The following is a 24,342-nucleotide window of genomic DNA, read 5'->3' on the forward strand; positions in this document are numbered from 1 at the left end:
TACTAACCACTTTAAGAAGGAAAGCTTATGAAAAATCGTCTTTTTTTCCTCCTGCTCGCTCTCCTGCTCTGCATCGGACTTACTGGGTGCTCCCCGACCTCAGACAGCCAGTCAAATGAGTGGGAGCCCGGTACCTCGAAATATGTCGAGGGTAACGAGACCTATTATTTTGTCAGACAGCTGTTGGACGACGGAAGCCGCTACACTCTCTCCACCGGCCCCTCCGGGACCTCTATTATCATTCTCGACCCAAATTCCGGAACCGGCAAGGGCTTCTATGTCCCCCACGAGTATATCACCGACGGCGATGGAGAAATCGATATTCGGGAATTTGATGTCCCCCCTGATACAGAGGAACCCTCCGAGCTCATAAAGCAGGCGTCACCTGATGGTTAAAATAGCAGCCCGCCCCGATGGGGCGGGCTGCTCAGTCTGTTGAAAAGCCCTGCTTATACATCAACCATGAGCCGGGTTTGTACCACATAGGGGCCAAAAGAGGAGCATAACGAAAAAGCCCAGCTTTCGCTGGACTTTTTCGACAGACTGAGGAAGGCACGCCCCGGGCGTATCTTCCTTTTTGTTTTACCTTTGATACCCCCATCAGTTTTACTCCGCTTCTTCGCGGAGGGCGCTGATGATTCTGGGCAGCAGCTGGATCTTCCGGCTGACCACCCCCGGCAGGACGGCCAGGCCATCGCGGACCTCTACCTGGAAGGCTCGGGATACCAGTGCCTCAGCTCCCTTTCCGGCCATCAGCAGTTCCGTGCTGGACCCGCGCACATCGGTGAACATATAGAAGATGAAATCCAGCCCCTGCTTCTCCAGAGCTACCGGCAGATAGGGGGCAATCAGTGCTTCGCTGGCCTTCCGGTTGCGCTCCACCATAAAGCTGCCCTGGCCCACGCCGAACCGGACCGCTCCGCTGTCAAAGATTTTATAGTCGGTATTGAACAGTTCTTCCGCGGTCTTGCCGCTCACATCCCCGCCGTGTTCAAACATGGCGTCGGCGTAGGTCTCCAGCTCCACACCTGCCAGTTCCGCCAGCTTTCGGGCTGTGCGCTCGTCCACCGGAGTGCAGGTGGGACTGCGGAACATCAGGGTATCGGACAAAATGGCCGAGAGCATCAGGCCCGCGGTGGTCCGGTCAATCTCCACGCCGTTTTCCTCATACATCTGGTAGATGATGGTGGACGTACAGCCCACGGGCACGTTGCGGAAGTAGACCGGTCCGTCGGTCTCCATGGAGCCGATGCGGTGGTGGTCGATGATCTCCAGGATCTCCGCCTGCTCAATGCCCTCCACCGCCTGGTTCTTCTCGTTGTGGTCCACCAGGATCAGCTGCTTTTTATGTAAGCCCATCATATTCCGGCGGGACACCACGCCCACATACCGGCCATCATCGTCCAGCACCGGGAAGTAGCGGTAGCGCACCGAGGTCATGACCTTGGTGGCCGCTTCCACAGAGCTGTTCAAATTGAAGGTCAGCAGCCCGTCCTCGGTCATGTAGTGGCGGATGGGCGCCGCCTGGCTGATCATCTGTCCGGCCACATAGGTGCTCTTGGGGGTGCCGATCATGATGCAGCCCTGCTCCTCAGCCAGCATACGGATGGTCCGGGAGACCTTGCTGTCGGCGCACACCACCACGCAGCCTGCCCCCATCTCAATGGCGGCCAGCTGGCTCTCGCTGCGGTTGGCGACAATGACGATATCGCCCGGGGAGATGGACTTCTCGATCTGCTCAGCACTGCCCGAGCCGATGATAATCCGGCCCTTGACCCGTTTGCCCTCGATGTTGCCCACCAGGACCTCCCCTTCCAGGATGTCCAGAATATTCTGATAGCTGGTTTCGGCCTTTTCCAGAATGTACGTGTCCAGACCGTCCATGTTGGCGGTGGCCACATCCTTAACGGTAATGACGCCTTTGAGCCGCTGCTCCTGATCCACGATACACAGGGTGTCGATCTGCTGGTCACGCATGATCATCCAGGCGCGGCGCAGGCTGGTCTCGCCATCCACGCCCTCCATGATTCGGATGTCCACGTCCCGGATCTGGGGGCTCACATCCGTATAGAGCTGGGGGGCGGGAACCTGGAAGTAATCCAGAACAAATTCGGTCTCCCGGTTCAAAAGCCCCGCCCGACAGGGCTTGCAGGGGCGTTCCGGGTTCAGGATGTTTTTCAGGCGGCTGTAAGCAATGGCGGAACAGATAGAATCCGTGTCCGGATTGCGGTGTCCGATCACCTTAATGGCGCGGGGATTTTCTTGACTATTCATAGGCTGCCTCATCTCTCCCCCAATAGTTCGGAGGTGCTGTTTTCTGTATTATACCATGTCCGGGCCGTTCCGTCTGGAAAAAAATACTCGTTTTTTTGTGTTATCTTGCCTTTTATAAAAAACCTCCCGTCCGGGCTCCTGAACTGCCGGGATGGGCCGCCCGGCGTCTTCTTTCATTTTTCCCTTCTGCCGCAGGCGGTCTCCTGTTTCCTGCCTTGTGGATTCTCCTGTTTTTTGCTATACTCTTGCCAAAGAAAGGGGGAAAAATCATGGCAGAACACCAGTATTCAAGTTACGGCTGTTTTCTGATCGTACCGCTCAAGTACGACGCTGACACTCTGAACCATACGGCACTGGAACAGATCGGCCATTCCGTTCCTATGAGCACCATGGATCTGAACGAAAATGTGAAGGCCATGCTGGAGCCCTCCGGTCCGGCGGCCGTGGGTTCCGGTTACGTCATCCCCGCCGCGGCCCTGACCGCACCGCTGACTGCTCCAACGGGAGAGGCCTCCGGTTCCTCTTTCCTCGTTTCCCTCCACGACAAGTCCTATTCCTTTTCCCTCTGGGATTCCTGGCTGTATGTCTTCCACACCAGGGTGGCCTTTCTGTGTCTGAGCCTCTCCTTCTCCCGCATGGACACCCTCAAGGCCATCTGCAACCCGGGCTGGGCCCACAATCCCGCCGTATTTTCCTGGGTGGACTCCGCCGGGACGCCCCACGTCTTTTCTCTGGAGCAGTGGCTCTCGGACCTTCTGAACCCCCTGGGACTCCACAAATTCTTTGACGGCGATTCCTCTTACCTTCTGGACAGCTATGCCTATAATTTTACCGTGGTCCCCAACTGGTTTGACGATCTGGAGCCCATCCGGCGCATCACCTTCAACCTCCACAAAATGATGCCGCCCGATGCGCCCATGGAGGACCAGGCGGAAGAGGATATCCGCTACGTCTACGCGGCCAAAAACCAGGACCACAACGCCTATCGCTGGGGCTGCTGCGTGACGTCTCAGACCATCTCCTATGTGGTGGCGGACGAAACGCTGGACTTGGAGGCACAGCGCGAGGCCCAGGCGGCGGACGGCCTGCCGGTGGTGCTGCTGGCGCTTTATGAAAAATACACCTGCCTGCGGTTCACTCAGCTGATTACCGGGATGAAAAAGAACGCCCTCAAGGAGCTAAAGGCGCTGAAGGAGCTGATGCTGAACTTCCAGGCCTTCGGCACCGTCACGCCGGCAAACCTCTCCCGGTGGCACAATGTGAAACAGATCTACGCCAGTTTGCTGGAGGTCAATGACATTCCCACCGCCGTACAGGACATCAGCGCCAAGTTGAACATTCTCGCCTCCCACCAGGAGGCGCTGGAGCACGCCAAAAGTGAAACGGTCATCAATCTCATTACCCTCTTCGGCATTGTCTCCATTCTGGCGTCCGTCCTCTCCATTGTGCAGATCCTCTCCGACGGCAATACCGTGATCTGGATCTCCACCATTCTCACCACCGTGATGCTGGCTCTGGTCACGGCGCTGGCCATTCTGCGCCGCTAGGATTTACCTTCATCTTGCATTTGGGCAAGAACGCTCCCACTGGGACAGCACAATTTCTCTTTCCATTTATAATTATCTAAAACGGGCCGCCCCAGCAGGTGCGGCCCGTTTCCCCGCAGTCTGCCTCTCGCCCGCCAAAAGGTCTGGGTCAATCCCCTATAAATTCAGAAAAATCTACAATTACGAACAAGCCGGGCGGCATGCTATGATTTTATCATTCTGCGCTTAAATGTTATAATCTGGAAAGGAAATGGATGTTATGCCTCACAACAAACGGGAAAGTTTAATTTATACGGTCATCATGTGTGCGTTTATGGTGCTTTGGATGAGCATTTACAATGTATCCCTCCAGTATGGCGGGTTCAGTCTGGAGGCAGTTATTGCAGGCTGGATTGGTTTTCCCATTGCTTATGTCTTTGCCATGTGATGTGATTGGTTTGTGGTGTCCAAGCTGGCAAAGGGCATTGCATTTCGCTATCTGGTCAAACCGGAAGACGGCACTCTGAAGAAAATTCTCTGCATTTCCGGCGGCATGGTGGTGGGCATGGTGATCATCATGTCTCTCTATGGCGCCTGCGAGGGGGCCTTCCACACCGGAAACTGGAGTGCCGTTCCTGTAAACTGGCTGCTGAATATCCCCCGCAATTTTATCATGGCCCTGCCGGTCCAGTTTTTCATTGCCGGACCGCTGGTGCGCCGCCTGTTCCGCGCTGCCTTCCCCGTGGGGAAGGTGCTTGCATAACGCCTTCACAAACAGAGGACCGACTTGCTAGCAAGCCGGTCCTCTGTTCTTGTTTCACTTTGTCGGGCACACCTTGGCCTCCAGCCAGGCCAACAGGTCCTCCATGACTTCCTTGCGATTTGTCTCGTTGAGCATCTCGTGCCGCCCTCCGGGGTAGAGCTTTACGGTGACGTCCCGGCATCCGGCCTCCCGGAACAACTTCTCCACCTTCCGCACGCCTTTGCCCATAGAGCCCACCGGATCCCGGTCCCCAGAGAAGAAATAAACCGGGATATTGGGGTCCATCCGGGCCAGATTGGCCGGGTTTCCAATGAACTGAACGCCCCCCAGCATATCCCGGAACATGGACACAGTGGGATGGAAGGTACAAAGGGGATCCCGGAGGTTGGCCTCCACCATGTCCCGGTCCCGGCTCAGCCAACTGGTGGTGTCCGTCTCTTTTTGGAAGGGCCGGCCATAACCGCCCAGGGACAGGCCATAGACCAGCTCGCTGACATACTCCGGTCCACGCAGCGCGGAAAGCAGGCTGGCCAGGGTCTTTCCGCCCGCCACCAGCAGTCCCTTCTCCTGCCCTGTCCCCGAGAGGATCACCCCGTCCAGGGTACCGGGGTACCGAATGAGATAGGTCCGGGTGAGGAAGGACCCCATGGAGTGGCCCAGCATCACATAGGGCACCCCCGGATACCGCTCCCCCTCCAGCTCCCGCAGGCGGCGGATGTCCCTCACCAGCAGCTCCCAGCCCCCTTTAGGGGCAAAATAGCCGTACTTGCCGTCCTCCACAGTCTGCCCGTGGCCCAGATGGTCCTCGCCGCACACCGCAAAGCCCTGTTCCTGAAGGAACCGGGCCACATGGTCGTACCGCCCGATGTGCTCGGCCACCCCGTGGACAATCTGCACCACCGCCCGGGGCTGCCCCTGGGGTACCCAGCGCCGGGCATGTATGGTATGGATTCCATCGGCGGATGGATAGGTAAAGCTCTCGTCCTGCGCCATGGTTCCGGTCACTCCTTTGTGGTTCTTTGGGTTCAGTTTACCCCACGGGTCCGGCCCCCGTCAAGGCCGGGAGTTTCCATCTGCTCCAGGGCGCCACGGATGATGCCCAGATGGATCTGTCCGGTCTGGGACAGGCGGCCAAAGAGCTGCTGCACATAGTCGTCCTCCGCCTGCGCCGCCGCCCGGAGGCACTGCCCGCTCCAATCCCGCTCCCACCAGTAGAGCTCCCGCAGGCCCCGGGCCAGCCCCATGGCTGTCCCCGGTGCCTTGCCCGCCCAGGCACAGCGCTCCCCGGTGGTCAGAAAGTAGGCGGTTCCCAGCTGCCGGGCAGCCCGGCGGTAATCCGCCGTCAGCGCCGTCAGGGCCGCCCCCCGCCCTCCCCAGCGCCGGGCCAGGGCCTGGGAGAGACTCAGTCCCCGGATTAGCCCCTCCAGTCCCTCCTTCAACAGTGTGCCGTCGTCGGCTCCCGACCTTTTAACAGGTTCCGGAATCTCCTGCATGTTCTGAACCGCAGGCTCCGGCATAGCCGCAGGCGCGGGCGCTTCCGACCCCGGCTCCACCGCAATGGGACTATGCTCCTCATCCGCCATAACTCGGCTCCACACCCGGCGGAACACCTCCGGGTCCACATCCCCGCTCAGCGGGGCAGGCTGTGTCTGCTGCATATCCTGTCCTCCTTAAACAACGAATTGGGTTCTTCTCCCGCCATTCTATGCCAATCGCTGAAAAATGGCCCAACAGCTTGTTTTTGTGAAAATTTTGTGCTAGAATGGCCCCACTTTGTCCAAAGGAGAGACCATTATGTCGCCGGAATCCCACAGCGATTTTATTGTGCGCACCGTCAATACCCCCCATCAGTTCTCCTATGAAAACGGCGTTCTGGTTACCGACGTCACGCCGGGCCGGGCCGTGGGGGAGCTGACCGTAGGCCCCAACAGCATCAACCCCCACGGGAATGTCCATGGCGGCGCTCTGACCACCCTGGCCGACACGGTGGCCGGCTGCTGCGCCTGCTCCGAAGGGGGAAGCTGCGTCACCGCCGGCTGTACCCTGGAGTACCTGCGCCCGGCCAACGGCTCCAAAATTTTCTGCGAAGCCACGCCCAAGAAGCTGGGGCGCTCCCTCTCCGTGGTCCAGGTCATCATGACCAACGACAAAAATAAGGTAGTAGCCACCGGAACCTTCACCTTTTTTATGCTCCCGGAGGAAAATGCCGGGAAATAAGGGGGATTTCCCCGAATTGGGCTTGACAAGTATGCAGGAGCGTGATACGATACCTGCACTTCCAAAATTAAATTGTTCGGATAGAGGCGCGGCATACATGCGTACCGCGGGACACCCGGCCCTGGCAGGCCGTCCCGTGGGAGAGGGTCTGCCGCCGAAGGTTTCCGTTTTGCCAGTGAACGGGGGCCTGGGCCGTGGGGAGAATATCCCCCGGACTGTCACAATGCAGTGGAGCGCTATCCAGAGAGGCCCCCGGGACACGTGGGGCCCTCCGGCTTTGCCATGGGCGCTTGACGCACCATGGCTTTTTTGTTTGCGCAAAAAGGGGCTTGTGTGGGCCCCAAAGATTTAAGTGGAGGGAAAACAAATGAACGCGAGAAGATCCTGGCCGGCACGCTTCATCCTGGTCCTGATGCTGCTGTTGGCTCTGGCTACCACCGCCTTTGCCGAGGACCCCACCGAGGCCACCGGCACCAAGATGATTGAGTGCTCCGACTGCGGCACTCTGGGCATTGTCCTCAGCGATGAGGGCGAGGCCGTCACCTGTGAAACCTGCGCCGGAACCGGCTATGTGGAATCTCCCAGCCAGTTCTACAACACCGCTCTGGCTCTGCTGCCCCCGGTCATCGCCATCGCCCTGGCCCTGATTACCAAGGAGGTTTACTCCTCCCTGTTCATCGGAATTCTGGCGGGCGGCCTGCTCTATTCCAACTTCTCCTTTGAGGGAACGCTGACCCACGTGTTCAGTGACGGCATTGTGGCCTCCCTGTCCGACTCCTACAATGTGGGCATTCTGATCTTCCTGGTCATCCTGGGCACCATGGTGTGCCTCATGAACAAGGCCGGCGCCTCCGCCGCCTTCGGCCGCTGGGCCAAGACCAACATCAAGTCCCGGGCGGGGGCTCAGCTGGCCTCCATCGTGCTGGGCTGCCTTATCTTCATCGACGACTACTTCAACTGCCTCACCGTGGGCAGCGTGATGCGGCCCATCACCGACAAGCACCAGGTCTCCCGGGCCAAGCTGGCCTACATCATCGACGCCACCGCCGCCCCGGTGTGCATCATCGCCCCCGTCTCCTCCTGGGCCGCCGCCGTGGCCAGCTTTGCCGAGGAGGGCCAGGGCCTGAACCTCTTCATCCGCGCCATCCCCTACAACTTCTACGCCCTGCTCACCATCATCATGATGCTGGGCCTGGTGTTCCTGAAGGTGGACTTCGGCCCCATGGCCAAGTTTGAGAAAAACGCCATTGAGAAGGGCGACCTGTTCTCCGGCTCCAACCCCTACGCCATGATGGACGAGGAGATCGTGGAGGACAAGGGCCGGGTGATCGACCTGGTGCTGCCCATCGTGGTTCTGGTTGTCTGCTGCGTCACCGGTATGATCTACTCCGGCGACTTCTTCTCCGGCGCCAGCTTCGTGGAGGCCTTCTCCAACTCCGATGCCTCCGTGGGCCTGATGCTGGGCTCCGCCTTCGGCCTGCTCTTTGCTCTGATCTACTACTTCGTGCGCAAGTCCATGACCTTCAAGGAGATGATGGGCTGCATCCCCGAGGGCTTCAAGGCCATGGTTCCCGCCATCCTCATCCTTACCTTTGCCTGGACTCTGAAGGGCATGACCGACTCCCTGGGTGCCAAGTACTTTGTCCGTGACTTCGTGCGCAGCGCCGAGCATCTGCAGATGTTCCTGCCCGTCATCGTATTTGTCATCGGCTGCCTGCTGGCCTTCGCCACCGGCACCAGCTGGGGCACCTTCGGCATCCTCATCCCCATTGTCCAGAACGTGTTCTCCATGGACAGCCCCCTGGCCATCATCTGCATCTCCGCCTGTATGGCCGGCGCCGTCTGCGGCGACCACTGCTCCCCCATCTCCGACACCACCATCATGGCCTCTGCCGGCGCTCAGTGTGACCACGTGAACCACGTGTCCACTCAGCTGCCCTACGCCATCTCCTGTGCTGTAATTTCCGGCATCAGCTATCTGCTGGCCGGTCTGCTGGCCATCAATGGCCTGCCGGGCATCATCGCCCTGCCTGTGGGCATCGTGCTGATGCTGGGCTTCCTGGTGGTCATGAAGAACCGTCAGCGCGCTTAAGTCTTTTCGTGTTTTCTGCGGCGGCTTTCCAAATGGGAAGCCGCCGCTTTTTCTATTGACTTCCCCGCCCAAACGGCCCCATAATGAGAGAGAAAACAACGGAGAAACGAGGAATACCATCCATGGAATTTTACGGAACCCTGGGCGGCAGCTGCCAGAGTTGCGATGTTCTGGACCAGCTGTTTCAGGCCGGCATGACCGGCGCCCGGCTCAATTTGTCCCACACCACCCTCGCCGCCTGCGCCCCGCTGCTGAAAGAGGTCTACCAGCCCGCGGCCCGGGCCGCCGGGGTAATCCCCCACCTCATTATTGACCTCCAGGGCCCGGAGCTGCGGGTGGGCACCCTGCCCGCCCCCATCCCCTTGGAGGAGGGCTCCCAGGCCATCCTGGGCGAGGGGGGCATTCCGGTCCCCACCGCCGTGGTAAAGGCCGCCCAGGTTGGCCACTCCATCTCCCTGGATGACAGCGCCCTGCTGCTGGAGGTGGAGGCGGCGGAGCCCGCCCGCCTTCTCTGCCGGGTGCGTCAGGGGGGACTGCTGAAAAGCCGGAAGAGCCTGGCCATTCTGGGGGTGGAGGTGGACTCCCCCGCCCTCACCCAGGCGGACCTGGATAACCTGGACGTAGCCGCCTCCTTCGGCGTCACCCACATTCTCCAGCCCTTTGTCCGTGGAAAAGAGGACGTACTGGCCCTGCGCCGGGCGCTGGAGGAACGGGGGCTTGACCGGGTCCAGATCATGGCCAAGATTGAAAACCGCCGTGGGCTGGAGCATCTGGATGAGATTGCTGCCGCCGCCGACCAGATCTGCATCGCCCGGGGAGATCTGGGCAACGCCATCCCCCTCTGGGAGCTGCCCGGCATTCAGAAGGACATCGCCCGGCGCTGCCGGGGGGCAAAGGTTCCCTTCTGCCTGGTGACCCAGCTGCTGTGGTCCATGGAGGAACGGCCGGTGCCCACCCGTGCGGAGGTGAGCGACATCTATAACGGCGTGCTGGACGGAGCCGCCTCCCTCATGCTCACCGGAGAGACCGCCGCGGGCAAATACCCCGTCCAGGCCATGGAATATCTGGTGAAAACCGCCCGGAGCGCCCTGCAGGATTTGGAGCGGGCAAGGGAGGAAGCATGAAGGACATTTTATTTGTGGATGCCTGTATGCGGGGGCCGGAGACCTCCCGCACCTGGCTTCTGAGCCAGAGCTTTCTCTCCGCCTGCCAGGCCCGGTGGCCCGGGGTGAACATCCGGCGGCGGGACCTCTCCGCCTGCTCCCTGCCGCCCCTCACCGCCGCCCTGGCGGAGGAGCGGGACCGGCGCTTTCTCAACCAACCTCAGGACCCCATGTTTGACCCCGCCCGGGAGATGCAGGGGGCCGATCTGGTGGTTATCGCTGCGCCCTACTGGGATTTATCCTTCCCCGCGGCCTTAAAAATCTACCTGGAATGGGCCAGCGTGCTGGGCATCACCTTCCACTACACCCGGGAGGGCGTGCAGGAGGGGCTGTGCCGGGCGGATCAGCTGGTCTACATCACCACCGCCGGCGGCCCTCTGGAGGGACAGAACTTCGGCTTTGACTACGTCCGGGGCCTTGGTCAGATGTTCGGCATCTCCCGCGCCCACTGCCTGTCCGCCCAGGGACTGGACATTCAGGGGAACGACCCGGAGGCTCTGCTGGCCCAGGCCCGGGAGGAGGCCCTGCAGCTGGCCAGCCGACTTTGAGCCGGACTCTGTTTTTTCTTGTTCCCCAAGGGGAAGACTGTTATACTAAAAGCGAGAACACCCGCCCCCTGGGGCGAACTACGGGAGGACACCCACATGAAGAAGCTGATGGTCCTGGACGGCAACTCCATTGTCAACCGGGCCTTTTACGGGGTGAGCCAGAATCTCACCACCCGCTCCGGACAGCCCACCAACGCCGTTCTGGGCTTTCTCAACATCCTCAACAAACTGCTGGAGGAGGAGTACCCCGACGCTCTGTGCGTCACCTTCGACCGGAAGGCTCCCACCTTCCGCCACCTGGCCTATGAGGGCTACAAGGCCCAGCGGAAGGGCATGCCCGAGGAGCTGGCCAGCCAGCTGCCCATTCTGAAGGACGTGCTCTCCGCCATGAACATCCCCATGTACGAGCTGGACGGCTGGGAGGCGGACGACCTCATCGGCACCATCTCCAAGAAGGACACCGCCGCCGGCTGGGCCACGGTGATCGTCACCGGAGACAAGGACTCCCTCCAGCTGGTCACCGACACCGCCACCGTCAAGCTGGTGTCCACCCGCATGGGCCGCACCACCACCCGGGACATGACCCCCGACGCCTTCCGGGAGGAGTACGGCTTTGACCCCATCCACATCATAGACCTGAAGGCCCTCATGGGGGACGCCAGCGACAACATCCCCGGGGTGAAGGGGGTTGGGGAAAAGACCGCCATGGCCCTCATTCAGCGCTACCAGACGGTGGACGCCCTGTATGAGGCCATGCCCACCCCTGAGATGGCCCCCGGCGTCCCCGCCAAGCCCGGCGTCATCAAGAAGCTCCAGGAGGGGGAGGAGCAGGCCCGCATGTCCTACGACCTGGCCACCATCCGCTGCGACGCCCCCATCCAGTTCAACCCCCAGGATAACCTGCGCCGGGAGGTGGACAATGCCCGCCTCTACCAGCTCTTCCTGGAGCTGGAGTTCTCCAAGCTCATTGACAAGTACCACCTTACCGCCCCCCAGGGGGAGGGCGCGCCCCGGCAGGAGGCCATGGTGGAGGGCACCTGCACCAGCGAGGTTGTGGAGAGCGCCCAGCGCCTCCAGGAGTTGCTGGAGCTGTGGCGGGGCCAGGACTGCGTCGCCGTCCTCCCTCTGCCCTCCCTGGATGTGGTGTGCGTGGAGTGCGCCCCGGCGGAGAACCAGGGCCACGCCGCCCTCCTGCGGTCCGACCGGCTGGAGGGGTACAACGAGGCCCTGAAGGCCCTGTTTGGTCCGGACATCCGTAAGGTGGTCCACGGCTCCAAGGAGCTGTGCCGGGCCCTGCTGGCCGAGGGGATTGCCCCGGAGGGCATTGTCTTTGACACCGAGGTGGCCGCCTACCTGCTGGCTCCCACCGACGGAAGCTACGATTTAGAGAAGCTGGGCCTCACCTACTACAACCAGGAGTTCCCCAAGGCTGCCGCCTATCTCAGCGACGGGGCCTTCGGGCCTCTGGCCGACCCCACCGCCCCCATGGCCGCTCTTCTGTCCCACACCGCCCTCATCCGCTGCCTGCGGGACACTCTGGCGGAGCGCCTTGGCGAGCTGGGCATGGACAAGCTTTACACAGAAATAGAGCTTCCCCTGTGCCGGGTGCTGGCCGAGATGGAGCTGGAGGGCTTCCGCATTGACCGGGGTGCCCTGGCCTCTTTTGGTGAGATGCTCTCCGGCCGCATTGACCGGGCGCAGGGTTCCATCTACCTGCTGGCCGGGGAGGAGTTCAACATCAATTCCACCCAGCAGCTGGGGCACATCCTCTTTGACAACCTGGGCCTGCCCCCGGTGAAGAAGACCAAGACGGGCTACTCCACCAACGCCGAGGTGCTGGAGAAGCTGCGGGGCAAGCACCCTATCATTGAGGAGATTCTGGAGTATCGCCAGCTCACCAAGCTGAAATCCACCTATGCCGACGGTCTGGACAAGGTGATTGACCCCGACGGGCGCATTCACACCTCCTTCCAGAACACCGTCACCGCCACCGGCCGTCTCTCCTCCACCGAGCCCAACCTCCAGAACATCCCCGTGCGCACCGAGCTGGGTGCCGAGCTGCGGAAGATGTTTGTGGCCGGGCCTGGGATGGTACTGGTGGACGCCGACTACTCCCAGATTGAGCTGCGGCTGCTGGCCTGCATGGCCGGGGACCAGGCCATGATTGACGGCTTCAACTCCGGGGCGGACATCCACACCATCACCGCCTCCCAGGTCTTTGGTGTGCCCCAGGAGGAGGTCACTCCCCTCATGCGCCGCAGCGCCAAGGCGGTAAACTTCGGCATCGTCTACGGCATTTCTCCCTTCTCCCTCTCCCAGGACATCGGGGTCACCGTCCAGCAGGCCAAGGAGTATATGGACAAGTACTTTGCCCACTACGCCGGGGTAAGGACCTATATGGACGGCGTGGTGGAGCAGGCCAAGAAGGACGGCTACGTGTCCACCCTCTTTGGACGCCGCCGCTGGGTGCCGGAGCTGAAGTCCTCCAACTTCAATACCCGCTCCTTCGGTGAGCGGGTGGCCCTCAACGCCCCCATTCAGGGTACCGCCGCCGACATCATCAAGCTGGCCATGATTCGGGTGCGGGACCGGCTTCTGCGGGACAGCCTGAAGGGCCGACTGGTCCTCCAGGTCCACGACGAGCTCATCGTGGAGTGCCCGGAGGAGGAGGCCGAGGCCGTGTGCGCCCTGGTGAAGGAGGAGATGGAGGCGGTGGTCTCCCTTCCCGTCTCCCTGCTGGCTGACACCGGCTCGGGCAAGACCTGGGCGGAGGCTCACTAACTTTTCTTGAAAGAAAAGTTAGCAAAAGAACTTTCTGCGAAACTACGTTTCGCCTCTTCCCCCGCCTGGGGGTTGGTCATGTGAAAAAGCACTTCCCCACCCCGTTCTCATTCCACGGTATAAAAACCATGTTTGGAAGGAAAACAGAAAAAGTTTGGAAATGGAGGTAAGATTATGAAACTGCTGACCTGGTTGTTTGACCGCGCCGACCGCTACGCCGCCCAGTCCACTTGGCGGGACTTCGCCCTGGTGAAGGCCTGCCTCTTCTCCATGGGCGTACTCATGGGCCTCCTCGTCCCCTTCCGGAAGAAAAAATGGGCTGCTCTGGGGGCGGGGCTGGTGTTCCTGCCCACCTATGCACTTCTGCTGCGCCGCTTCCTCCCCTTTCTGCTGGAGCGGGATGAGTGGGAGGAGGAAGAGCCGGAGGAGGGCTCCTTCTGCGGTGAAATTCCCAATGAGCCCACGGTTCAGGAGTAAACACAAATAGATTTTTTGCGGGCCCCGGTATTGACCGGGGCCCGCTTTTTGCCGCCTGTCCCGCCAAAATGACCGATTGTCCCCTGTCTCTTGCTCGCCCCGCTCCTCTGTGGTAGTCTCAAGGTGGATTATACTGTCTTGGAAAGGAGCGGCTGCCATGAAACTCTCGTCCTTTCTCACATTTTCCGCCTTCGGTGTAAGCACCATCCTCCTGCGCCGCAAGGACCCCATTCTGGGTACTATCATCCTCACCGACCGCTGCAACCTCCACTGCAAGCACTGCTCGGTGAACAACATTGTGGCCCGGGATTACCCCTATGAGGACATCCGCCATGAGATGGAGGAGCTCCACGCCATGGGGGTGCGGATTCTCTTCTTCTGCGGCGGGGAGACCTTCCTGTGGCGGGACGGAGCGAAAACCCTCCGGGACCTGGTGGTGGAGGCCAAGGGGATGGGCTTTCTCATCGTCAATGTGGTGACCAACGGAACCTTCCCCATCGACCTGCCGGAGGCCGACCTCATTCTCCTCTCCCTGGACGGGGACCGTGAAGCCCACAACACCATCCGGGGCGACACCTACGACACCATTTTGGAAAACATCCGCGCCGCCACCTCGGACAACATCTGCCTCTACATGGCCATCAACCAGCTGAACAAGCACACGGTCTCCCACGTGTGCCGGGTGGCCAGGGAGGAGTCTAACCTGCGGGCGGTGTCCTTCAACTTCCACACCCCCTACCCGGACACCCGGGCCCTGGCCCTGAGCCGGACGGAGAAGGCCGCCATCTGCCGGGAGCTGCGGGAGCTCATGAAGGAGGGGTACCCCATTTTCAACCTGCGCTCCGCCTTCCCCTACCTCATTGACAATTCCTTCCCCACCCCCTGCCACCAGTGTGTGGTGATGGAGCGGGGGAAGCTATCGGTGTGCGGGCGGTGCGTGGAAGTGCCCGGTCTGTGTCAGGAGTGCGGCTACTTCTTCGCCGCCGAATACGCCCTGGTCTTTCAGGGGAATCTGCCCGTCATTGTGGACATGCTGTCCACCTATCTCAAATACATCTGAGAGGAGGAGTTCCATGTCCCTTCCCATTACCGCCGCCCGCGTGTGGCTCACCCGTGGGACCGCACCCTTCCGCTTCACCCCCGACTACGACCACCCCCTCTCCCTGGAGGGGGCCGACCCTCTTGGGCTCTACGTCCACATTCCCTTCTGCCACACCCTGTGCTCCTTCTGTCCCTACTGCAAGGTGCCCTATGAGGAGGAGCTGGCCCGGGCCTATGTGGAGGGCCTTTTGCAGGAAATCCACCTGGTAGGCAGAACCTGGACGGGGCGGCGGCAGGCTACCAGCCTCTACTTTGGGGGCGGCTCCCCCGCCCTGCTCTCCCACCGCCTTGGGAAGATTGTCCGGGCCCTGGAGGAGCATTTTATCATCACCGACGGCATCGGGGTGGAGCTCCACCCCCGGGACGTCACCGTGGACACCCTGTCCCGGCTGAAGGAGGCAGGGGTAAGCCGGGTTTGCGTGGGGCTCCAGTCCTTCCAGCCCCTGCCTCTCCAGAGCCTGGGCCGGGAGCGCCCCGACCCCGGGGTACTGGGGCAGGCTCTGGCCGCCGTCCCCTTTGACACGGTGTCCGCCGACTTCATCTTTGCCCTGCCCGGCCAGACCTTTGACCACCTGCGCCGGGACATTTTGCTGGCCGAGGAGATGGGGGCCAACCACCTGGCCTTCTACCCCTTCATCGACTTCTCCTTCACCCCCGGGCCAAACCAGGGGCTGTCCGGCCGGGAGAAGTGGGCTCTCCTGAAGGAGCTTACCGCCTTTCTCCGGGAGAGAGGCTACACCCGGGACTCCATCTGGACCTTCGCCCGGACACCGGGGAAGGGCTACTCCTCCATGACCCGCACCAACTACCTGGGCTTCGGCTGCTCCGCCGCCTCCCTGCTGAAGGGGCAATTTAAAGTGAATACCTTCTCCATTCCCGCCTATCTGGAGCGGATTTCTCAGCAAAAGCTGCCCACCGCTCTCACTTGCCGCTTTACACAGCGGCAGCGGATGGTGTATGATTTGTTCTGGCGGGCCTATACCACCCGCATTTCCCCTGGGGAATTTGAGGCCTGCTTCGGCCGCTCCCTGGACGGGGCCTACGGCCTGGAGCTGCGGGCGGCCCGTCTGCTGGGCTGGATGAGGCGGGAAGGAGAGGACTGGGTGCTCACCGACCGGGGCGCCTTCCGCTTCCACCTCTTCGAGGGGCACTACACCCTGGCCTACATCGACCGCATGTGGTCCCTTATGGGCCGGGAGGCCTTTCCCCAGGGCATGGATCTTTAGGAGTGTTTTTATGTATTACCAAGTTGTCCCCATGGACCGCAGCCACATCCCCCAGATTGTGCAGCTGGAGCAGACCTGCTTCTCCGTGCCCTGGACGGAGAACATGCTCACCGATGCCCTCTTTGACCCCCAGGCCAGCTTCATCGTGGCCGAGGACGACGAGGGGAACGTGGTGGGCTACGCCGGCTTCCATGTGGTACTGGACGAGGGCTACATTGACAACGTGGCCGTGGAGCCGGACGCCCGCCGCCACGGGGTGGGCTCTGCCCTGCTGGAGGTGTTCTGCCGCTTTGGGGCAGCCAATCTGGCCTTTCTCACCCTGGAGGTGCGGGCCTCCAACGAGGCGGCTATCGGCCTTTACGAAAAGCACGGCTTCCACCGGGCCGGCCTGCGGCCGGGGTACTACCAGAAGCCCAAAGAGGACGCGGTCATTATGACAAGGGAGTTTGCACATGCGTCTGAATGAGTTAAACCGGGAGGAGCTCTCCGCCCTCTACCGCTCCCAGATGACCCGGGACTTCCCGCCCCAGGAGCTCAAGCCCCTCAAGTCCATGCTGGAGCTGATGGAGGAGGGGCGTTACCAGGCCCTGGGCCTCTTTGACGAAGGCGAGCTTCTGGGCTACGCCCTGGTGTGGCGGGAGCCCGGGGTGCCCTTTGCCCTGCTGGACTACCTGGGCACCCTGCCCGGCGTGCGCAACCGGGGGCTGGGCGGGCAGATGCTGGATCTGCTGGCCGACTACTACCGGGAGGAGCGGGGCATCTTTGGGGAGGCGGAGTCCGACGAGGGGGGCGACCCCACCGACCGGGAACTGCGCCATCGGCGTCTGGGCTTTTACCTGCGCAACGGCTTCCGCTACGGAGGATACGACTGCGCCCTCTTCGGCGTCCACTACCAGACCCTCATCCGTGGAAAGGAAGACGTAAGCCCGGAGGAGCTGCTGGAGGTCCACCGCCGCTTCTATCAAAGCCGGTTCCCCGCCCACATTTATGAGCGATTTGTCCAGCTGCCCCTGGCCCCTGGGGAGACCCCCAACCCGCCGGGGAACTGGATGGAGGAGTGATACCATGAACATTTTAGCCATCGAGTCCTCCTGTGACGAGACCGCCGCCGCCGTGGTAAAGGACGGGCGGACGGTGCTGTCCAACTGTGTGGCCTCTCAGATTGAAATGCACACCATCTACGGCGGCGTGGTGCCTGAGATTGCCTCCCGCAAGCATGTGGAGGCCATCACCGGTCTGGCCGACCAGGCCATTGCCCAGGCTGGGCTCAGCCAGGATGACCTGGACGCCGTGGCCGTCACCTACGCCCCCGGTCTCATCGGGGCGGTGCTGGTGGGGGTGAACTTCGCCAAGGGGGCTGCCATGGCCCTGGACCTGCCTCTCATCCCCGTCCACCACGTGCGGGGGCACATTGCCGCCAACTACCTCACCCACCCCGACCTGGAGCCCCCCTTCGTCTGTCTGTGCGTCTCCGGCGGCACCACTGCCATTGTGGATGTGCGCTCCTACACCGAGATGGAGGTGCTGGGCAGCACCCGGGATGACGCGGCGGGAGAGTGCTTTGACAAGGTGGCCCGGGTGCTGGGCATCGGCTACCCCGGCGGCGCCCCCATGGACCGGCTGTCCGACGGCGGGGACGACGGGAAGTATGAGCTGCCCCGGGCCCACGTGGCCGGCCATGAGCTGGACATGTCCTTCTCCGGATTGAAGACCGCCAGCCTGAACCTTATCCACAACACCCAACAGAAGGGGGAGGAGCTGGATCTCCCTGCCTTTGCCGCTAGCTTCGGCCGGGCGGTAAGCGAATCTCTGGTCCCCCGGATTATGGCTGCCGCCCGCATGCGGGGCTACGGCAAGGTGGCTGTGGCGGGGGGCGTAGCCGCCAACCGGCGCATCCGCGCTGATTTGCAGGAGGCCTGCCGCCGGAGCGGAGACAAGCTTTTCCTTCCGGAGCTCAAGTACTGCGGCGACAATGCCGCCATGATTGGCTGCCAGGGCTTTTACGAATATCAGGCCGGACATCTGGCCGGCCGAGATCTCAACGCCTACGCCACCCGGGACATCTCTCTGGGGTAAGGCGGCGTTGTCGCCGGGGCCCCACACGGTGGGGCGGCCGCCAGGCCGTAAAATGTCCCGCAGAGCGGGACATTTGCGCAGGGCGAATTCATTTCGCCCGAGCATTGAAATTCTCTCGGGGCCCCGCGGAGCCTAGCTCCGTGGGGGGGCAACGGCGCCATGATCGGCTGCCAGGGCTTTTACGAGTACCAGGCCGGACATCTGGCCGGCCGTGACCTTAATGCTTATGCGACCCGGGATATCTCTCTGGGGTAAGGCCCCGGTATCCCACCGAAGCCCAGCGTCAGTGGGTTCGGTGGGAAGAGGAGGAGCAGCGGAGCGAATGACCATCCGAGGGACGTGGATGGGAATGATACGCAGCCTGCGACGACGAAATGCTTACGCCACCCGGGATATCTCCCTGGGATAATCCACATGGAGCACCCACCGCCGGACGGTTCCAACTCCGTTCGGCGGTGTTTTTCTTTTTTCAAAACATGCTCATTTTTAGCATTCTGACCACTTCCCCAACCCCATTTTTGCGTTATGTAACCTGATTTTTTCTTATATTTAACGTTTACTTAATTTACCAGCCTCCCAACTGGCAAAAAGATTTCAACATCCCCACCCTTTTTCCACAACCTTGTGGAAAAGCGTGTGGAAATTGTGCATAACTGATTCTCTCTGTTTTTTTCGACATTGTGTTATGTTAAGTATCGGTTCAAATATTCCCTCCGTTCACCCCCTCCGAAGGGCCGCTTTTCGGAAAATTTCAGTGGATTTTTCCCCTTCTCCCCTTGACACACCCCTGTTCCGGTGCTAGAATAGCCAAGTACAAGAAAGCAGGAACGGTCCCCCGTCCTCACCCCAGGCCAGAGCCAACGGGTTAACATGGAAAACTTCCGCCGGAATTCCGGCGTTGTTTTGCTATGAGAAACGGGAGCCGCTTCGGCTGCCGTATTTTTTATGTCTGGAGGTGCTTTCCCATCGCTAACACAGGTCATCAAACCAACGAAGAAATCCGGGACAAGGAGGTCCGCCTGATCTCGGAAACCGGCGAACAGCTGGGCATCATGTCCTCCCAGGAAGCTCTGCGCCTGGCCGAGGAGCGCAATCTGGATCTGGTTAAAATCTCCCCCAACGCCGTGCCCCCCGTGTGCAAGCTCATGGACTACGGCAAGTACCGGTTCGAGCAGACCAAGCGCGAGAAGGAAGCCCGTAAAAATCAGCGCGTGGTGGAGATCAAGGAAGTCCGGATGTCCCCCAGCATTGACGTCAACGACTTCAATGTAAAGCTGAAAAACGCCCAGAAGTTCTTGTCCGAAGGCAACCGCTGCAAGGTCACCGTCCGCTTCCGCGGCCGTGAAATGGCCCACACCAACATTGGCCAGGACCTGCTGATGAAGTTTGCTGAGGAGTGCGGCGAGGTCGCCGTGATGGATAAGAGCCCCAAGCTGGAGGGACGGCATATGTCCATCTTCCTGTCCCCCAAACCCGCTAAGGATGCGAAAAAGTAAGTAAAGGAGTTACCTGTTATGCCGAAGATCAAGATTAAGACTCACAGCGGCGCCAAGAAGCGTTTTTCCCTCACCAAGACCGGCAAGGTCAAGCGCGCCATGACCAAGAAGCGTCACCTGCTCAACGGCCACGGCAAGACCACCAAGCTGAAGCGGGCTCTGCGCGGCACCACCTACGCCGACAAGACCAATGAGGCCGCCATCAAGCGCATGATCCTGTACAAGTAAGACGAGGGAGGTAACGAACAATGGCAAGAGTCAAGGGCGCAATGATGTCCCGTAAGAGAAGAAACAAGATCCTCAAGCTGGCCAAGGGCTACTGGGGTTCCAAGTCCAAGCACTACAAGATGGCCAACCAGGCCGTCATGAAGTCCGGCGTTTACGCCTACACCGGCCGCAAGCTGAAGAAGCGTGACTTTCGTCAGCTGTGGATCACCCGTATCAATGCCGCTTGCAAGCTCAACGGCATGAACTACTCCACCTTCATGAACGGTCTGAAGAAGTCCGGCATCGTCATCAACCGCAAGATGCTGGCCGAGCTGGCTGTCAACGACAAGGCCGCCTTCACCCAGCTCACCGAGACTGCCAAGAAGGCCCTGGCCTAATTGGGCATATCTGAATGAAAAAAGGACGCCGCAGCGCTGCTGCGGCGTCCTTTTTTTGCCTTTGGAATTGTAATTTCCCCCTGTTTCCTGTATCATGGGGAGGAAAGGAAGTGTAGCCTTTGCGCATTATGGCCATCGACTACGGCGACGCCCACACCGGCGTGGCCCTGTCCGACCCCACCGGCTTTCTCACCGGAACCACCACCACCATCCACAGCCGCAAGGCAGAGGTAGTGCTGGAGGAGCTTCAGAAGCTGGTGCAGGAATATCAGGTGACCGAGCTGGTCATGGGCTTTCCCCGGAACATGGACGGCACCGAGGGCCCCCGGGCCCAGCTCTACCGGGAATTTGCCCAGCGGGTGGAGGAGGCCACCGGCCTCAAGCCCGTTTTGTGGGACGAGCGGCGCACCACCGTGGACGCCCACCGCATCCTCTTTGAGGCGGGAAAGAACGCGAAGAAACGGAAGAAGACCGTGGACGCTGTGGCGGCCTCTCTCATTCTGGAGGGCTATCTGGACCGCCGCCGTCTCCAGGGCTGAAAGGAGACCGTGACATGCTGGGATTGAATGTGACCTACATCATGAAGCCGGGCATGCGGGAGGAATTCCTCCGCCGCCTGGAGGAGGGCGGGTTGCGCCAAGAAGTCCTGGCCGAGGAAGGCTGTTTAGGTTATGACTACTACCGCTCAGCGGAGGACGAGGACGTCCTGCTGCTGGTGGAGCGGTGGACGGATCTGCAGGCCCAGCAGGCCCACCTGCAGCAGCCCCACATGGCTCTGATCCGCTCCGCAAAAGATGCCTGCGTGGCGGAAACCCGGCTGGAATCATACGAACTGTAATTCATTTTTCAATACTGGAAGGAATTTTAGGGAGGATACATACAAATGGAAATCAAAACCGTATGGGCCGTCTACTTCAGCGGCACCGGAACCACCCAGAAAGTGGCCACCACCCTGGCAAAGTCCGTGGCCCAGTCCCTGAGTGCAGGATACGAGGAGTACTGCTTCAACCTGCCCGCCGCCCGGGAGAAGGAGCTCACCTTCACCCCCGAGGATCTGGTGGTGCTGGGCGTGCCCGTCTACGCCGGACGGGTGCCCAACCTGCTGCTGCCCTACGTGCGGGACAGCATTCACGGCGGCGGCGCTCTGGTCGTTCCTGTGGTGCTCTACGGCAACCGGAACTTTGACGACGGCCTGATGGAGCTGCGGAACGTGGCCCGGGACAATGGCTTCCACCCCATTGCTGCCGGTGCCTTCGTGGGCGAGCACTCCTTCTCCACCGTTCTGGGCGCCGGCCGCCCCGACGCCGACGACATGGCCCTGGTTCAGGAGCTGGCAGGCAAGACCGCCGACAAGGTAAAGACCTTGACTGAGGCTCCCGCTCAGGCGGTTGAAGTGGAAGGCTGCGACCCCATCCGCCCCTACTACACCCCCCGGGACCGCCATGGCGAGCCCATCAAGGATTTCCTCAAGGCCAAGCCGGTCACCGACCCCGACAAGTGCGTCAAGTGCGGCCTGTGTGCCCGGCTGTGCCCCATGGGCTCCATCGACCCCAATGACGTGTCCAACGTGGCGGGCAAGTGCATCAAGTGCTGCGCCTGCGTGAAGAAGTGCCCCAAGGGCGCCAAGTACTTCGACCACGAGGGCTACCTGTACCACCAGCACGAGCTGGAGGACCAGTACGCCGGACGCCGGGCGGAGAGCAAGATCTTCCTGTGAGCGCCATGGAACAGCAGTCTTTTCCGAAACTTCGCCAGGACCTGTGCCAGGTGTGTGCCCTTCTCTACCAGCGGGGCTATGTGGCCAGCAACGACGGCAACGTCTCTGTCCGGGCGGGTGAGGGGCAAATCCTCGTCACCCCCTCCGGGGTGAGCAAGGGCCGTCTCACCCCGGACATGCTGGTGCTGTGTGATTTGGAGGGCCGGGTGCTGGAGGGAAACCGCCACCCCTCCTCCGAGACGCCCATGCACCTGCTTCTCTACCGGGAGCGGCCCGATGTGGGTGCGGTGGTCCACGCCCACCCGGCTGCCGCCACTGCCTTCGCCGCCTGCCGCCGCCCTCTGGACGTGCCCTACCTCACCGAGGTGGTCAGCGGCCTGGGGCCCATTCCGGTGGCTCCCTACGCCCTGCCCTCCACTCCGGAGGTACCGGAGAGCATCCGTCCCTTTGTCCGGGACCACAAAGGGGTATTACTGGCCAACCACGGCGCCCTCACCTGGGGCAGCGACCTGTGGTCCGCCTTCGACCGCATGGAGCAGCTGGAGCACACGGCAAAAATCTACTGCAACATTGCCCTGCTGGGGGACGGTGTCCCCCTGAACGAGCAGCAGGTGGCGGCCATCCAAGCGCTGGAGGGACGCTACCGCGCTCTGGCTGGGAAGCGGGACAAGGAGGAAGCAAATGGCTGAATTTCTGGACAACGTCCGCCTGTCCCCCGACGGGACAAGCGTCATCCTCCTGGACCAGTCCCTGCTGCCAAACCGTATGGAGGAGCGGCAGGTAAGCTCTTTGGAGGACATGGTGGAAGCCATCCAGGCTCTCCGCGTCCGGGGCGCCCCGGCCATCGGCATTTTTGCCGGGTACTGCCTGTATGTGCTGGCCGGACAGCTGGAGCGGCAGGGGCTGACCGGTGGGGACTTCTTCCAGGAGCTGGATCGGCATGGAAAAATCCTGGCCGCCGCCCGCCCCACGGCAGTGAACCTGGCCTGGGCGGTGGATCGGCTGAGCCACCGGGCCGCCTCCATGGCGGGCGCTTCCGTTTCGGAGATCGTCCGTACCCTGGGCGAGGAGGCCCGCGCCATCCACCGGGAGGATATGGAGATGTGCGAAAACATCTCCCGGTACGGCCTCTCCCTTCTCAAAGAGGGAGACGGAGTACTCACCCACTGCAACGCCGGCCCCCTGGCCACCTCCCGCTACGGCACGGGGCAGGGCCCCTTCCACCTGGCCGCCCAGTTGGGCATGAAGCTGAAGGTCTATGCCGACGAGACCCGCCCCCTCCTGCAAGGGGCCCGGCTCACCGCCTGGGAACTGCAGCGAGCAGGAGTGGACGTCACCCTGATCTGCGACAACATGGCCTCCATGGTGATGAAAAACGGCTGGATTCAAGCCTGCATGGTGGGCTGCGACCGGGTGGCCGCCAACGGGGACGTGGCCAACAAAATCGGCACCAGTGGTGTGGCCATTCTGGCCAAACACTATGGCATCCCCTTCTATGTGCTGGGGCCCACCTCTACCATTGACCTGAACTGTCCCGACGGGGATCACATCCCCATTGAGGAACGGGACGGAGAGGAGATCCGCTCCCTTTGGTACCGGGAACCCATGGCCCCGGAAGGCGTGAAGTGTTATAACCCTGCCTTCGATGTCGCACCCAACGAACTCATTACCGCCATCATCACCGAAAAGGGCATCTGCCGCCCGCCCTATACCCAGTCTTTGGCGGCGCTGTTTGCCCCAGAATACAAATAAGAAAGTCGCACAGCCGGCAGAACAATGCTTCACCGGCTGTGCGACTTTAGTCTTCCATATCCAAATACAGCTCTTCCGCTTCTTGCTGTCCCTGGATTAACAGCTCTCTGGCCGTTCCAAAGTCTTGTCTTTCCAACGCCTCAATACTTTTGGTCAACGTTTGAAACAAATGGACATATAATTTCTGGTAATCCGGCATAATCTCACCTTCCAAGCCTCATAATATCTTAATTCAAGATAAAATGCAATATCTTTTTTTCAGATATTGTATGTTGGCTTCGGTGATGATTATGCGATACGAGCGTCTGAAATTCGAACGCATCCGGGACCTGCGCGTTGACCACAGCTACACGCAGCAACAAGTGGCCGATTATCTGGGCGTCAAGCAAAACACCTACTCCCAATACGAGATCGGTGTTCTGAACTACCCCTTGGATGTGGTGATCAAGCTGGCGGACCTGTATGAGGTCAGCGTGGACTACCTGCTGGGCCGCACGTCGGTACAAAAGCCCTATCCCCGCGGATAAC

General features: G+C 61.0%; 28 protein-coding genes and 1 riboswitch. Of the genes, 24 read left to right on the forward strand and 4 right to left on the reverse strand.

Annotated elements, in window-relative coordinates:
• Positions 1-27 precede the first annotated feature (27 nt).
• Positions 28-396, forward strand: coding sequence for a hypothetical protein (locus DWX58_RS11125; protein ID WP_118643850.1), 369 nt, complete (start codon positions 28-30; stop codon positions 394-396).
• Positions 397-606: 210 nt separating this feature from the next.
• Here the strand turns inward: DWX58_RS11125 and DWX58_RS11130 are convergent, their stop codons facing one another.
• The gene (locus tag DWX58_RS11130; RefSeq protein WP_118643852.1) at positions 607-2,274 is read right to left on the reverse strand and encodes a putative manganese-dependent inorganic diphosphatase; all 1,668 of its coding nucleotides are present in this window, start codon (positions 2,272-2,274) and stop codon (positions 607-609) included.
• Positions 2,275-2,543: 269 nt separating this feature from the next.
• On the opposite strand from DWX58_RS11130, the gene DWX58_RS11135 reads away from it, so the two are divergent.
• From DWX58_RS11135 to DWX58_RS15995, 3 genes are all read left to right on the forward strand, one after another.
• Positions 2,544-3,821 (forward strand): hypothetical protein, encoded by a 1,278-nt coding sequence (locus tag DWX58_RS11135; RefSeq protein ID WP_118643853.1) that lies wholly within the window; start codon positions 2,544-2,546, stop codon positions 3,819-3,821.
• Positions 3,822-4,080: 259 nt separating this feature from the next.
• Positions 4,081-4,248: a hypothetical protein gene (locus tag DWX58_RS15990; RefSeq protein WP_347559171.1), complete on the forward strand. Its 168-nt coding sequence runs from the start codon at positions 4,081-4,083 to the stop codon at positions 4,246-4,248.
• Positions 4,249-4,260: 12 nt separating this feature from the next.
• Complete coding sequence (locus DWX58_RS15995) at positions 4,261-4,563, forward strand: hypothetical protein (RefSeq protein ID WP_347559172.1); 303 nt, start codon at positions 4,261-4,263, stop codon at positions 4,561-4,563.
• A 54-nt stretch (positions 4,564-4,617) separates the two neighbouring features.
• On the opposite strand, the gene DWX58_RS11145 is transcribed toward DWX58_RS15995, so the two are convergent.
• Both DWX58_RS11145 and DWX58_RS11150 read right to left on the reverse strand, forming a co-directional pair.
• Entirely contained in the window at positions 4,618-5,556 is a 939-nt protein-coding gene (locus DWX58_RS11145; RefSeq protein WP_118643854.1) for an alpha/beta hydrolase, read from the reverse strand.
• A 32-nt stretch (positions 5,557-5,588) separates the two neighbouring features.
• On the reverse strand, positions 5,589-6,221 hold the full coding sequence (locus DWX58_RS11150; protein WP_118643856.1) for a hypothetical protein: 633 nt from the start codon (positions 6,219-6,221) through the stop codon (positions 5,589-5,591).
• A gap of 136 nt (positions 6,222-6,357) precedes the next feature.
• On the opposite strand from DWX58_RS11150, the gene DWX58_RS11155 reads away from it, so the two are divergent.
• From DWX58_RS11155 to mtnA, 19 genes are all read left to right on the forward strand, one after another.
• Positions 6,358-6,780, forward strand: coding sequence for a PaaI family thioesterase (locus DWX58_RS11155; protein WP_118643858.1), 423 nt, complete (start codon positions 6,358-6,360; stop codon positions 6,778-6,780).
• A gap of 73 nt (positions 6,781-6,853) precedes the next feature.
• Positions 6,854-7,027, forward strand: a riboswitch (Lysine riboswitch).
• 120 nt (positions 7,028-7,147) lie between these two features.
• Positions 7,148-8,872: a Na+/H+ antiporter NhaC family protein gene (locus DWX58_RS11160; RefSeq protein WP_118643860.1), complete on the forward strand. Its 1,725-nt coding sequence runs from the start codon at positions 7,148-7,150 to the stop codon at positions 8,870-8,872.
• A 122-nt stretch (positions 8,873-8,994) separates the two neighbouring features.
• A complete protein-coding gene (locus tag DWX58_RS11165) occupies positions 8,995-9,996 on the forward strand; it encodes a pyruvate kinase (RefSeq protein WP_118643862.1) in 1,002 nt (333 codons plus the stop codon).
• On the forward strand, positions 9,993-10,583 hold the full coding sequence (locus DWX58_RS11170; RefSeq protein ID WP_118643864.1) for an NAD(P)H-dependent oxidoreductase: 591 nt from the start codon (positions 9,993-9,995) through the stop codon (positions 10,581-10,583). The genes DWX58_RS11165 and DWX58_RS11170 overlap by 4 nt, the downstream gene beginning before the upstream one ends.
• A gap of 96 nt (positions 10,584-10,679) precedes the next feature.
• Positions 10,680-13,364, forward strand: coding sequence for a DNA polymerase I (polA, locus tag DWX58_RS11175; protein WP_118643866.1), 2,685 nt, complete (start codon positions 10,680-10,682; stop codon positions 13,362-13,364).
• 174 nt (positions 13,365-13,538) lie between these two features.
• Positions 13,539-13,841, forward strand: a complete 303-nt coding sequence (locus tag DWX58_RS11180; protein WP_199648783.1) for a permease of phosphate ABC transporter — start codon at positions 13,539-13,541, stop codon at positions 13,839-13,841.
• Positions 13,842-13,998: 157 nt separating this feature from the next.
• Positions 13,999-14,901, forward strand: coding sequence for a radical SAM protein (locus DWX58_RS11185; RefSeq protein ID WP_118643868.1), 903 nt, complete (start codon positions 13,999-14,001; stop codon positions 14,899-14,901).
• 13 nt (positions 14,902-14,914) lie between these two features.
• Positions 14,915-16,168: a radical SAM protein gene (locus DWX58_RS11190; protein WP_118643870.1), complete on the forward strand. Its 1,254-nt coding sequence runs from the start codon at positions 14,915-14,917 to the stop codon at positions 16,166-16,168.
• Positions 16,169-16,178: 10 nt separating this feature from the next.
• Positions 16,179-16,634 carry a ribosomal protein S18-alanine N-acetyltransferase gene (gene rimI / locus DWX58_RS11195; protein ID WP_118643872.1) on the forward strand — a complete coding sequence of 152 codons (456 nt, stop codon included), beginning with the start codon at positions 16,179-16,181 and terminating at the stop codon, positions 16,632-16,634.
• Positions 16,621-17,229, forward strand: a complete 609-nt coding sequence (locus DWX58_RS11200) for a GNAT family N-acetyltransferase (protein WP_118643874.1) — start codon at positions 16,621-16,623, stop codon at positions 17,227-17,229. Before rimI ends, DWX58_RS11200 begins: the two co-directional genes overlap by 14 nt.
• A 4-nt stretch (positions 17,230-17,233) precedes the next feature.
• Positions 17,234-18,244 carry a tRNA (adenosine(37)-N6)-threonylcarbamoyltransferase complex transferase subunit TsaD gene (tsaD, locus tag DWX58_RS11205; protein WP_118643876.1) on the forward strand — a complete coding sequence of 337 codons (1,011 nt, stop codon included), beginning with the start codon at positions 17,234-17,236 and terminating at the stop codon, positions 18,242-18,244.
• A gap of 908 nt (positions 18,245-19,152) precedes the next feature.
• Positions 19,153-19,740 carry a translation initiation factor IF-3 gene (gene infC, locus DWX58_RS11215; RefSeq protein ID WP_118643878.1) on the forward strand — a complete coding sequence of 196 codons (588 nt, stop codon included), beginning with the start codon at positions 19,153-19,155 and terminating at the stop codon, positions 19,738-19,740.
• Positions 19,741-19,758: 18 nt separating this feature from the next.
• Positions 19,759-19,968 (forward strand): 50S ribosomal protein L35, encoded by a 210-nt coding sequence (gene rpmI, locus DWX58_RS11220; RefSeq protein WP_050625289.1) that lies wholly within the window; start codon positions 19,759-19,761, stop codon positions 19,966-19,968.
• A 20-nt stretch (positions 19,969-19,988) separates the two neighbouring features.
• The gene (gene rplT, locus DWX58_RS11225; RefSeq protein WP_118643880.1) at positions 19,989-20,345 is read left to right on the forward strand and encodes a 50S ribosomal protein L20; all 357 of its coding nucleotides are present in this window, start codon (positions 19,989-19,991) and stop codon (positions 20,343-20,345) included.
• A gap of 119 nt (positions 20,346-20,464) precedes the next feature.
• Positions 20,465-20,884, forward strand: coding sequence for a Holliday junction resolvase RuvX (gene ruvX / locus DWX58_RS11230; protein ID WP_118643882.1), 420 nt, complete (start codon positions 20,465-20,467; stop codon positions 20,882-20,884).
• 14 nt (positions 20,885-20,898) lie between these two features.
• Complete coding sequence (locus DWX58_RS11235) at positions 20,899-21,183, forward strand: putative quinol monooxygenase (protein WP_118643884.1); 285 nt, start codon at positions 20,899-20,901, stop codon at positions 21,181-21,183.
• A 45-nt stretch (positions 21,184-21,228) separates the two neighbouring features.
• A complete protein-coding gene (locus tag DWX58_RS11240; protein ID WP_118643886.1) occupies positions 21,229-22,062 on the forward strand; it encodes an EFR1 family ferrodoxin in 834 nt (277 codons plus the stop codon).
• Between the two features lie 5 nt (positions 22,063-22,067).
• Positions 22,068-22,751 carry a class II aldolase/adducin family protein gene (locus DWX58_RS11245; RefSeq protein ID WP_118644078.1) on the forward strand — a complete coding sequence of 228 codons (684 nt, stop codon included), beginning with the start codon at positions 22,068-22,070 and terminating at the stop codon, positions 22,749-22,751.
• Positions 22,744-23,814, forward strand: coding sequence for an S-methyl-5-thioribose-1-phosphate isomerase (mtnA, locus tag DWX58_RS11250; RefSeq protein ID WP_118643888.1), 1,071 nt, complete (start codon positions 22,744-22,746; stop codon positions 23,812-23,814). Before DWX58_RS11245 ends, mtnA begins: the two co-directional genes overlap by 8 nt.
• Positions 23,815-23,860: 46 nt before the next feature.
• Here the strand turns inward: mtnA and DWX58_RS15235 are convergent, their stop codons facing one another.
• Positions 23,861-24,013: a hypothetical protein gene (locus DWX58_RS15235; protein ID WP_158579269.1), complete on the reverse strand. Its 153-nt coding sequence runs from the start codon at positions 24,011-24,013 to the stop codon at positions 23,861-23,863.
• A 70-nt stretch (positions 24,014-24,083) separates the two neighbouring features.
• Between DWX58_RS15235 and DWX58_RS11255 the strand changes: the two genes are divergently transcribed.
• The gene (locus tag DWX58_RS11255; protein ID WP_243093433.1) at positions 24,084-24,341 is read left to right on the forward strand and encodes a helix-turn-helix transcriptional regulator; all 258 of its coding nucleotides are present in this window, start codon (positions 24,084-24,086) and stop codon (positions 24,339-24,341) included.
• Position 24,342 lies beyond the last annotated feature (1 nt).

Source organism: Pseudoflavonifractor sp. AF19-9AC, from assembly GCF_003478995.1.
Classification (GTDB): Bacteria; Bacillota; Clostridia; order Oscillospirales; family Oscillospiraceae; genus Lawsonibacter.

Coding starts and splice junctions, on each gene's coding strand:
- DWX58_RS11125 (WP_118643850.1), top strand. CDS start 28: ATGAAAAATCGTCTTTTTTTCCTCCTGCTCGCTCTCCTGCTCTGCATC.
- DWX58_RS11130 (WP_118643852.1), bottom strand. CDS start 2,274: ATGAATAGTCAAGAAAATCCCCGCGCCATTAAGGTGATCGGACACCGC.
- DWX58_RS11135 (WP_118643853.1), top strand. CDS start 2,544: ATGGCAGAACACCAGTATTCAAGTTACGGCTGTTTTCTGATCGTACCG.
- DWX58_RS15990 (WP_347559171.1), top strand. CDS start 4,081: ATGCCTCACAACAAACGGGAAAGTTTAATTTATACGGTCATCATGTGT.
- DWX58_RS11145 (WP_118643854.1), bottom strand. CDS start 5,556: ATGGCGCAGGACGAGAGCTTTACCTATCCATCCGCCGATGGAATCCAT.
- DWX58_RS11150 (WP_118643856.1), bottom strand. CDS start 6,221: ATGCAGCAGACACAGCCTGCCCCGCTGAGCGGGGATGTGGACCCGGAG.
- DWX58_RS11155 (WP_118643858.1), top strand. CDS start 6,358: ATGTCGCCGGAATCCCACAGCGATTTTATTGTGCGCACCGTCAATACC.
- DWX58_RS11160 (WP_118643860.1), top strand. CDS start 7,148: ATGAACGCGAGAAGATCCTGGCCGGCACGCTTCATCCTGGTCCTGATG.
- DWX58_RS11165 (WP_118643862.1), top strand. CDS start 8,995: ATGGAATTTTACGGAACCCTGGGCGGCAGCTGCCAGAGTTGCGATGTT.
- DWX58_RS11170 (WP_118643864.1), top strand. CDS start 9,993: ATGAAGGACATTTTATTTGTGGATGCCTGTATGCGGGGGCCGGAGACC.
- polA (WP_118643866.1), top strand. CDS start 10,680: ATGAAGAAGCTGATGGTCCTGGACGGCAACTCCATTGTCAACCGGGCC.
- DWX58_RS11180 (WP_199648783.1), top strand. CDS start 13,539: ATGAAACTGCTGACCTGGTTGTTTGACCGCGCCGACCGCTACGCCGCC.
- DWX58_RS11185 (WP_118643868.1), top strand. CDS start 13,999: ATGAAACTCTCGTCCTTTCTCACATTTTCCGCCTTCGGTGTAAGCACC.
- DWX58_RS11190 (WP_118643870.1), top strand. CDS start 14,915: ATGTCCCTTCCCATTACCGCCGCCCGCGTGTGGCTCACCCGTGGGACC.
- rimI (WP_118643872.1), top strand. CDS start 16,179: ATGTATTACCAAGTTGTCCCCATGGACCGCAGCCACATCCCCCAGATT.
- DWX58_RS11200 (WP_118643874.1), top strand. CDS start 16,621: ATGCGTCTGAATGAGTTAAACCGGGAGGAGCTCTCCGCCCTCTACCGC.
- tsaD (WP_118643876.1), top strand. CDS start 17,234: ATGAACATTTTAGCCATCGAGTCCTCCTGTGACGAGACCGCCGCCGCC.
- infC (WP_118643878.1), top strand. CDS start 19,153: ATGAGAAACGGGAGCCGCTTCGGCTGCCGTATTTTTTATGTCTGGAGG.
- rpmI (WP_050625289.1), top strand. CDS start 19,759: ATGCCGAAGATCAAGATTAAGACTCACAGCGGCGCCAAGAAGCGTTTT.
- rplT (WP_118643880.1), top strand. CDS start 19,989: ATGGCAAGAGTCAAGGGCGCAATGATGTCCCGTAAGAGAAGAAACAAG.
- DWX58_RS11235 (WP_118643884.1), top strand. CDS start 20,899: ATGCTGGGATTGAATGTGACCTACATCATGAAGCCGGGCATGCGGGAG.
- DWX58_RS11240 (WP_118643886.1), top strand. CDS start 21,229: ATGGAAATCAAAACCGTATGGGCCGTCTACTTCAGCGGCACCGGAACC.
- DWX58_RS11245 (WP_118644078.1), top strand. CDS start 22,068: ATGGAACAGCAGTCTTTTCCGAAACTTCGCCAGGACCTGTGCCAGGTG.
- mtnA (WP_118643888.1), top strand. CDS start 22,744: ATGGCTGAATTTCTGGACAACGTCCGCCTGTCCCCCGACGGGACAAGC.
- DWX58_RS15235 (WP_158579269.1), bottom strand. CDS start 24,013: ATGCCGGATTACCAGAAATTATATGTCCATTTGTTTCAAACGTTGACC.
- DWX58_RS11255 (WP_243093433.1), top strand. CDS start 24,084: ATGTTGGCTTCGGTGATGATTATGCGATACGAGCGTCTGAAATTCGAA.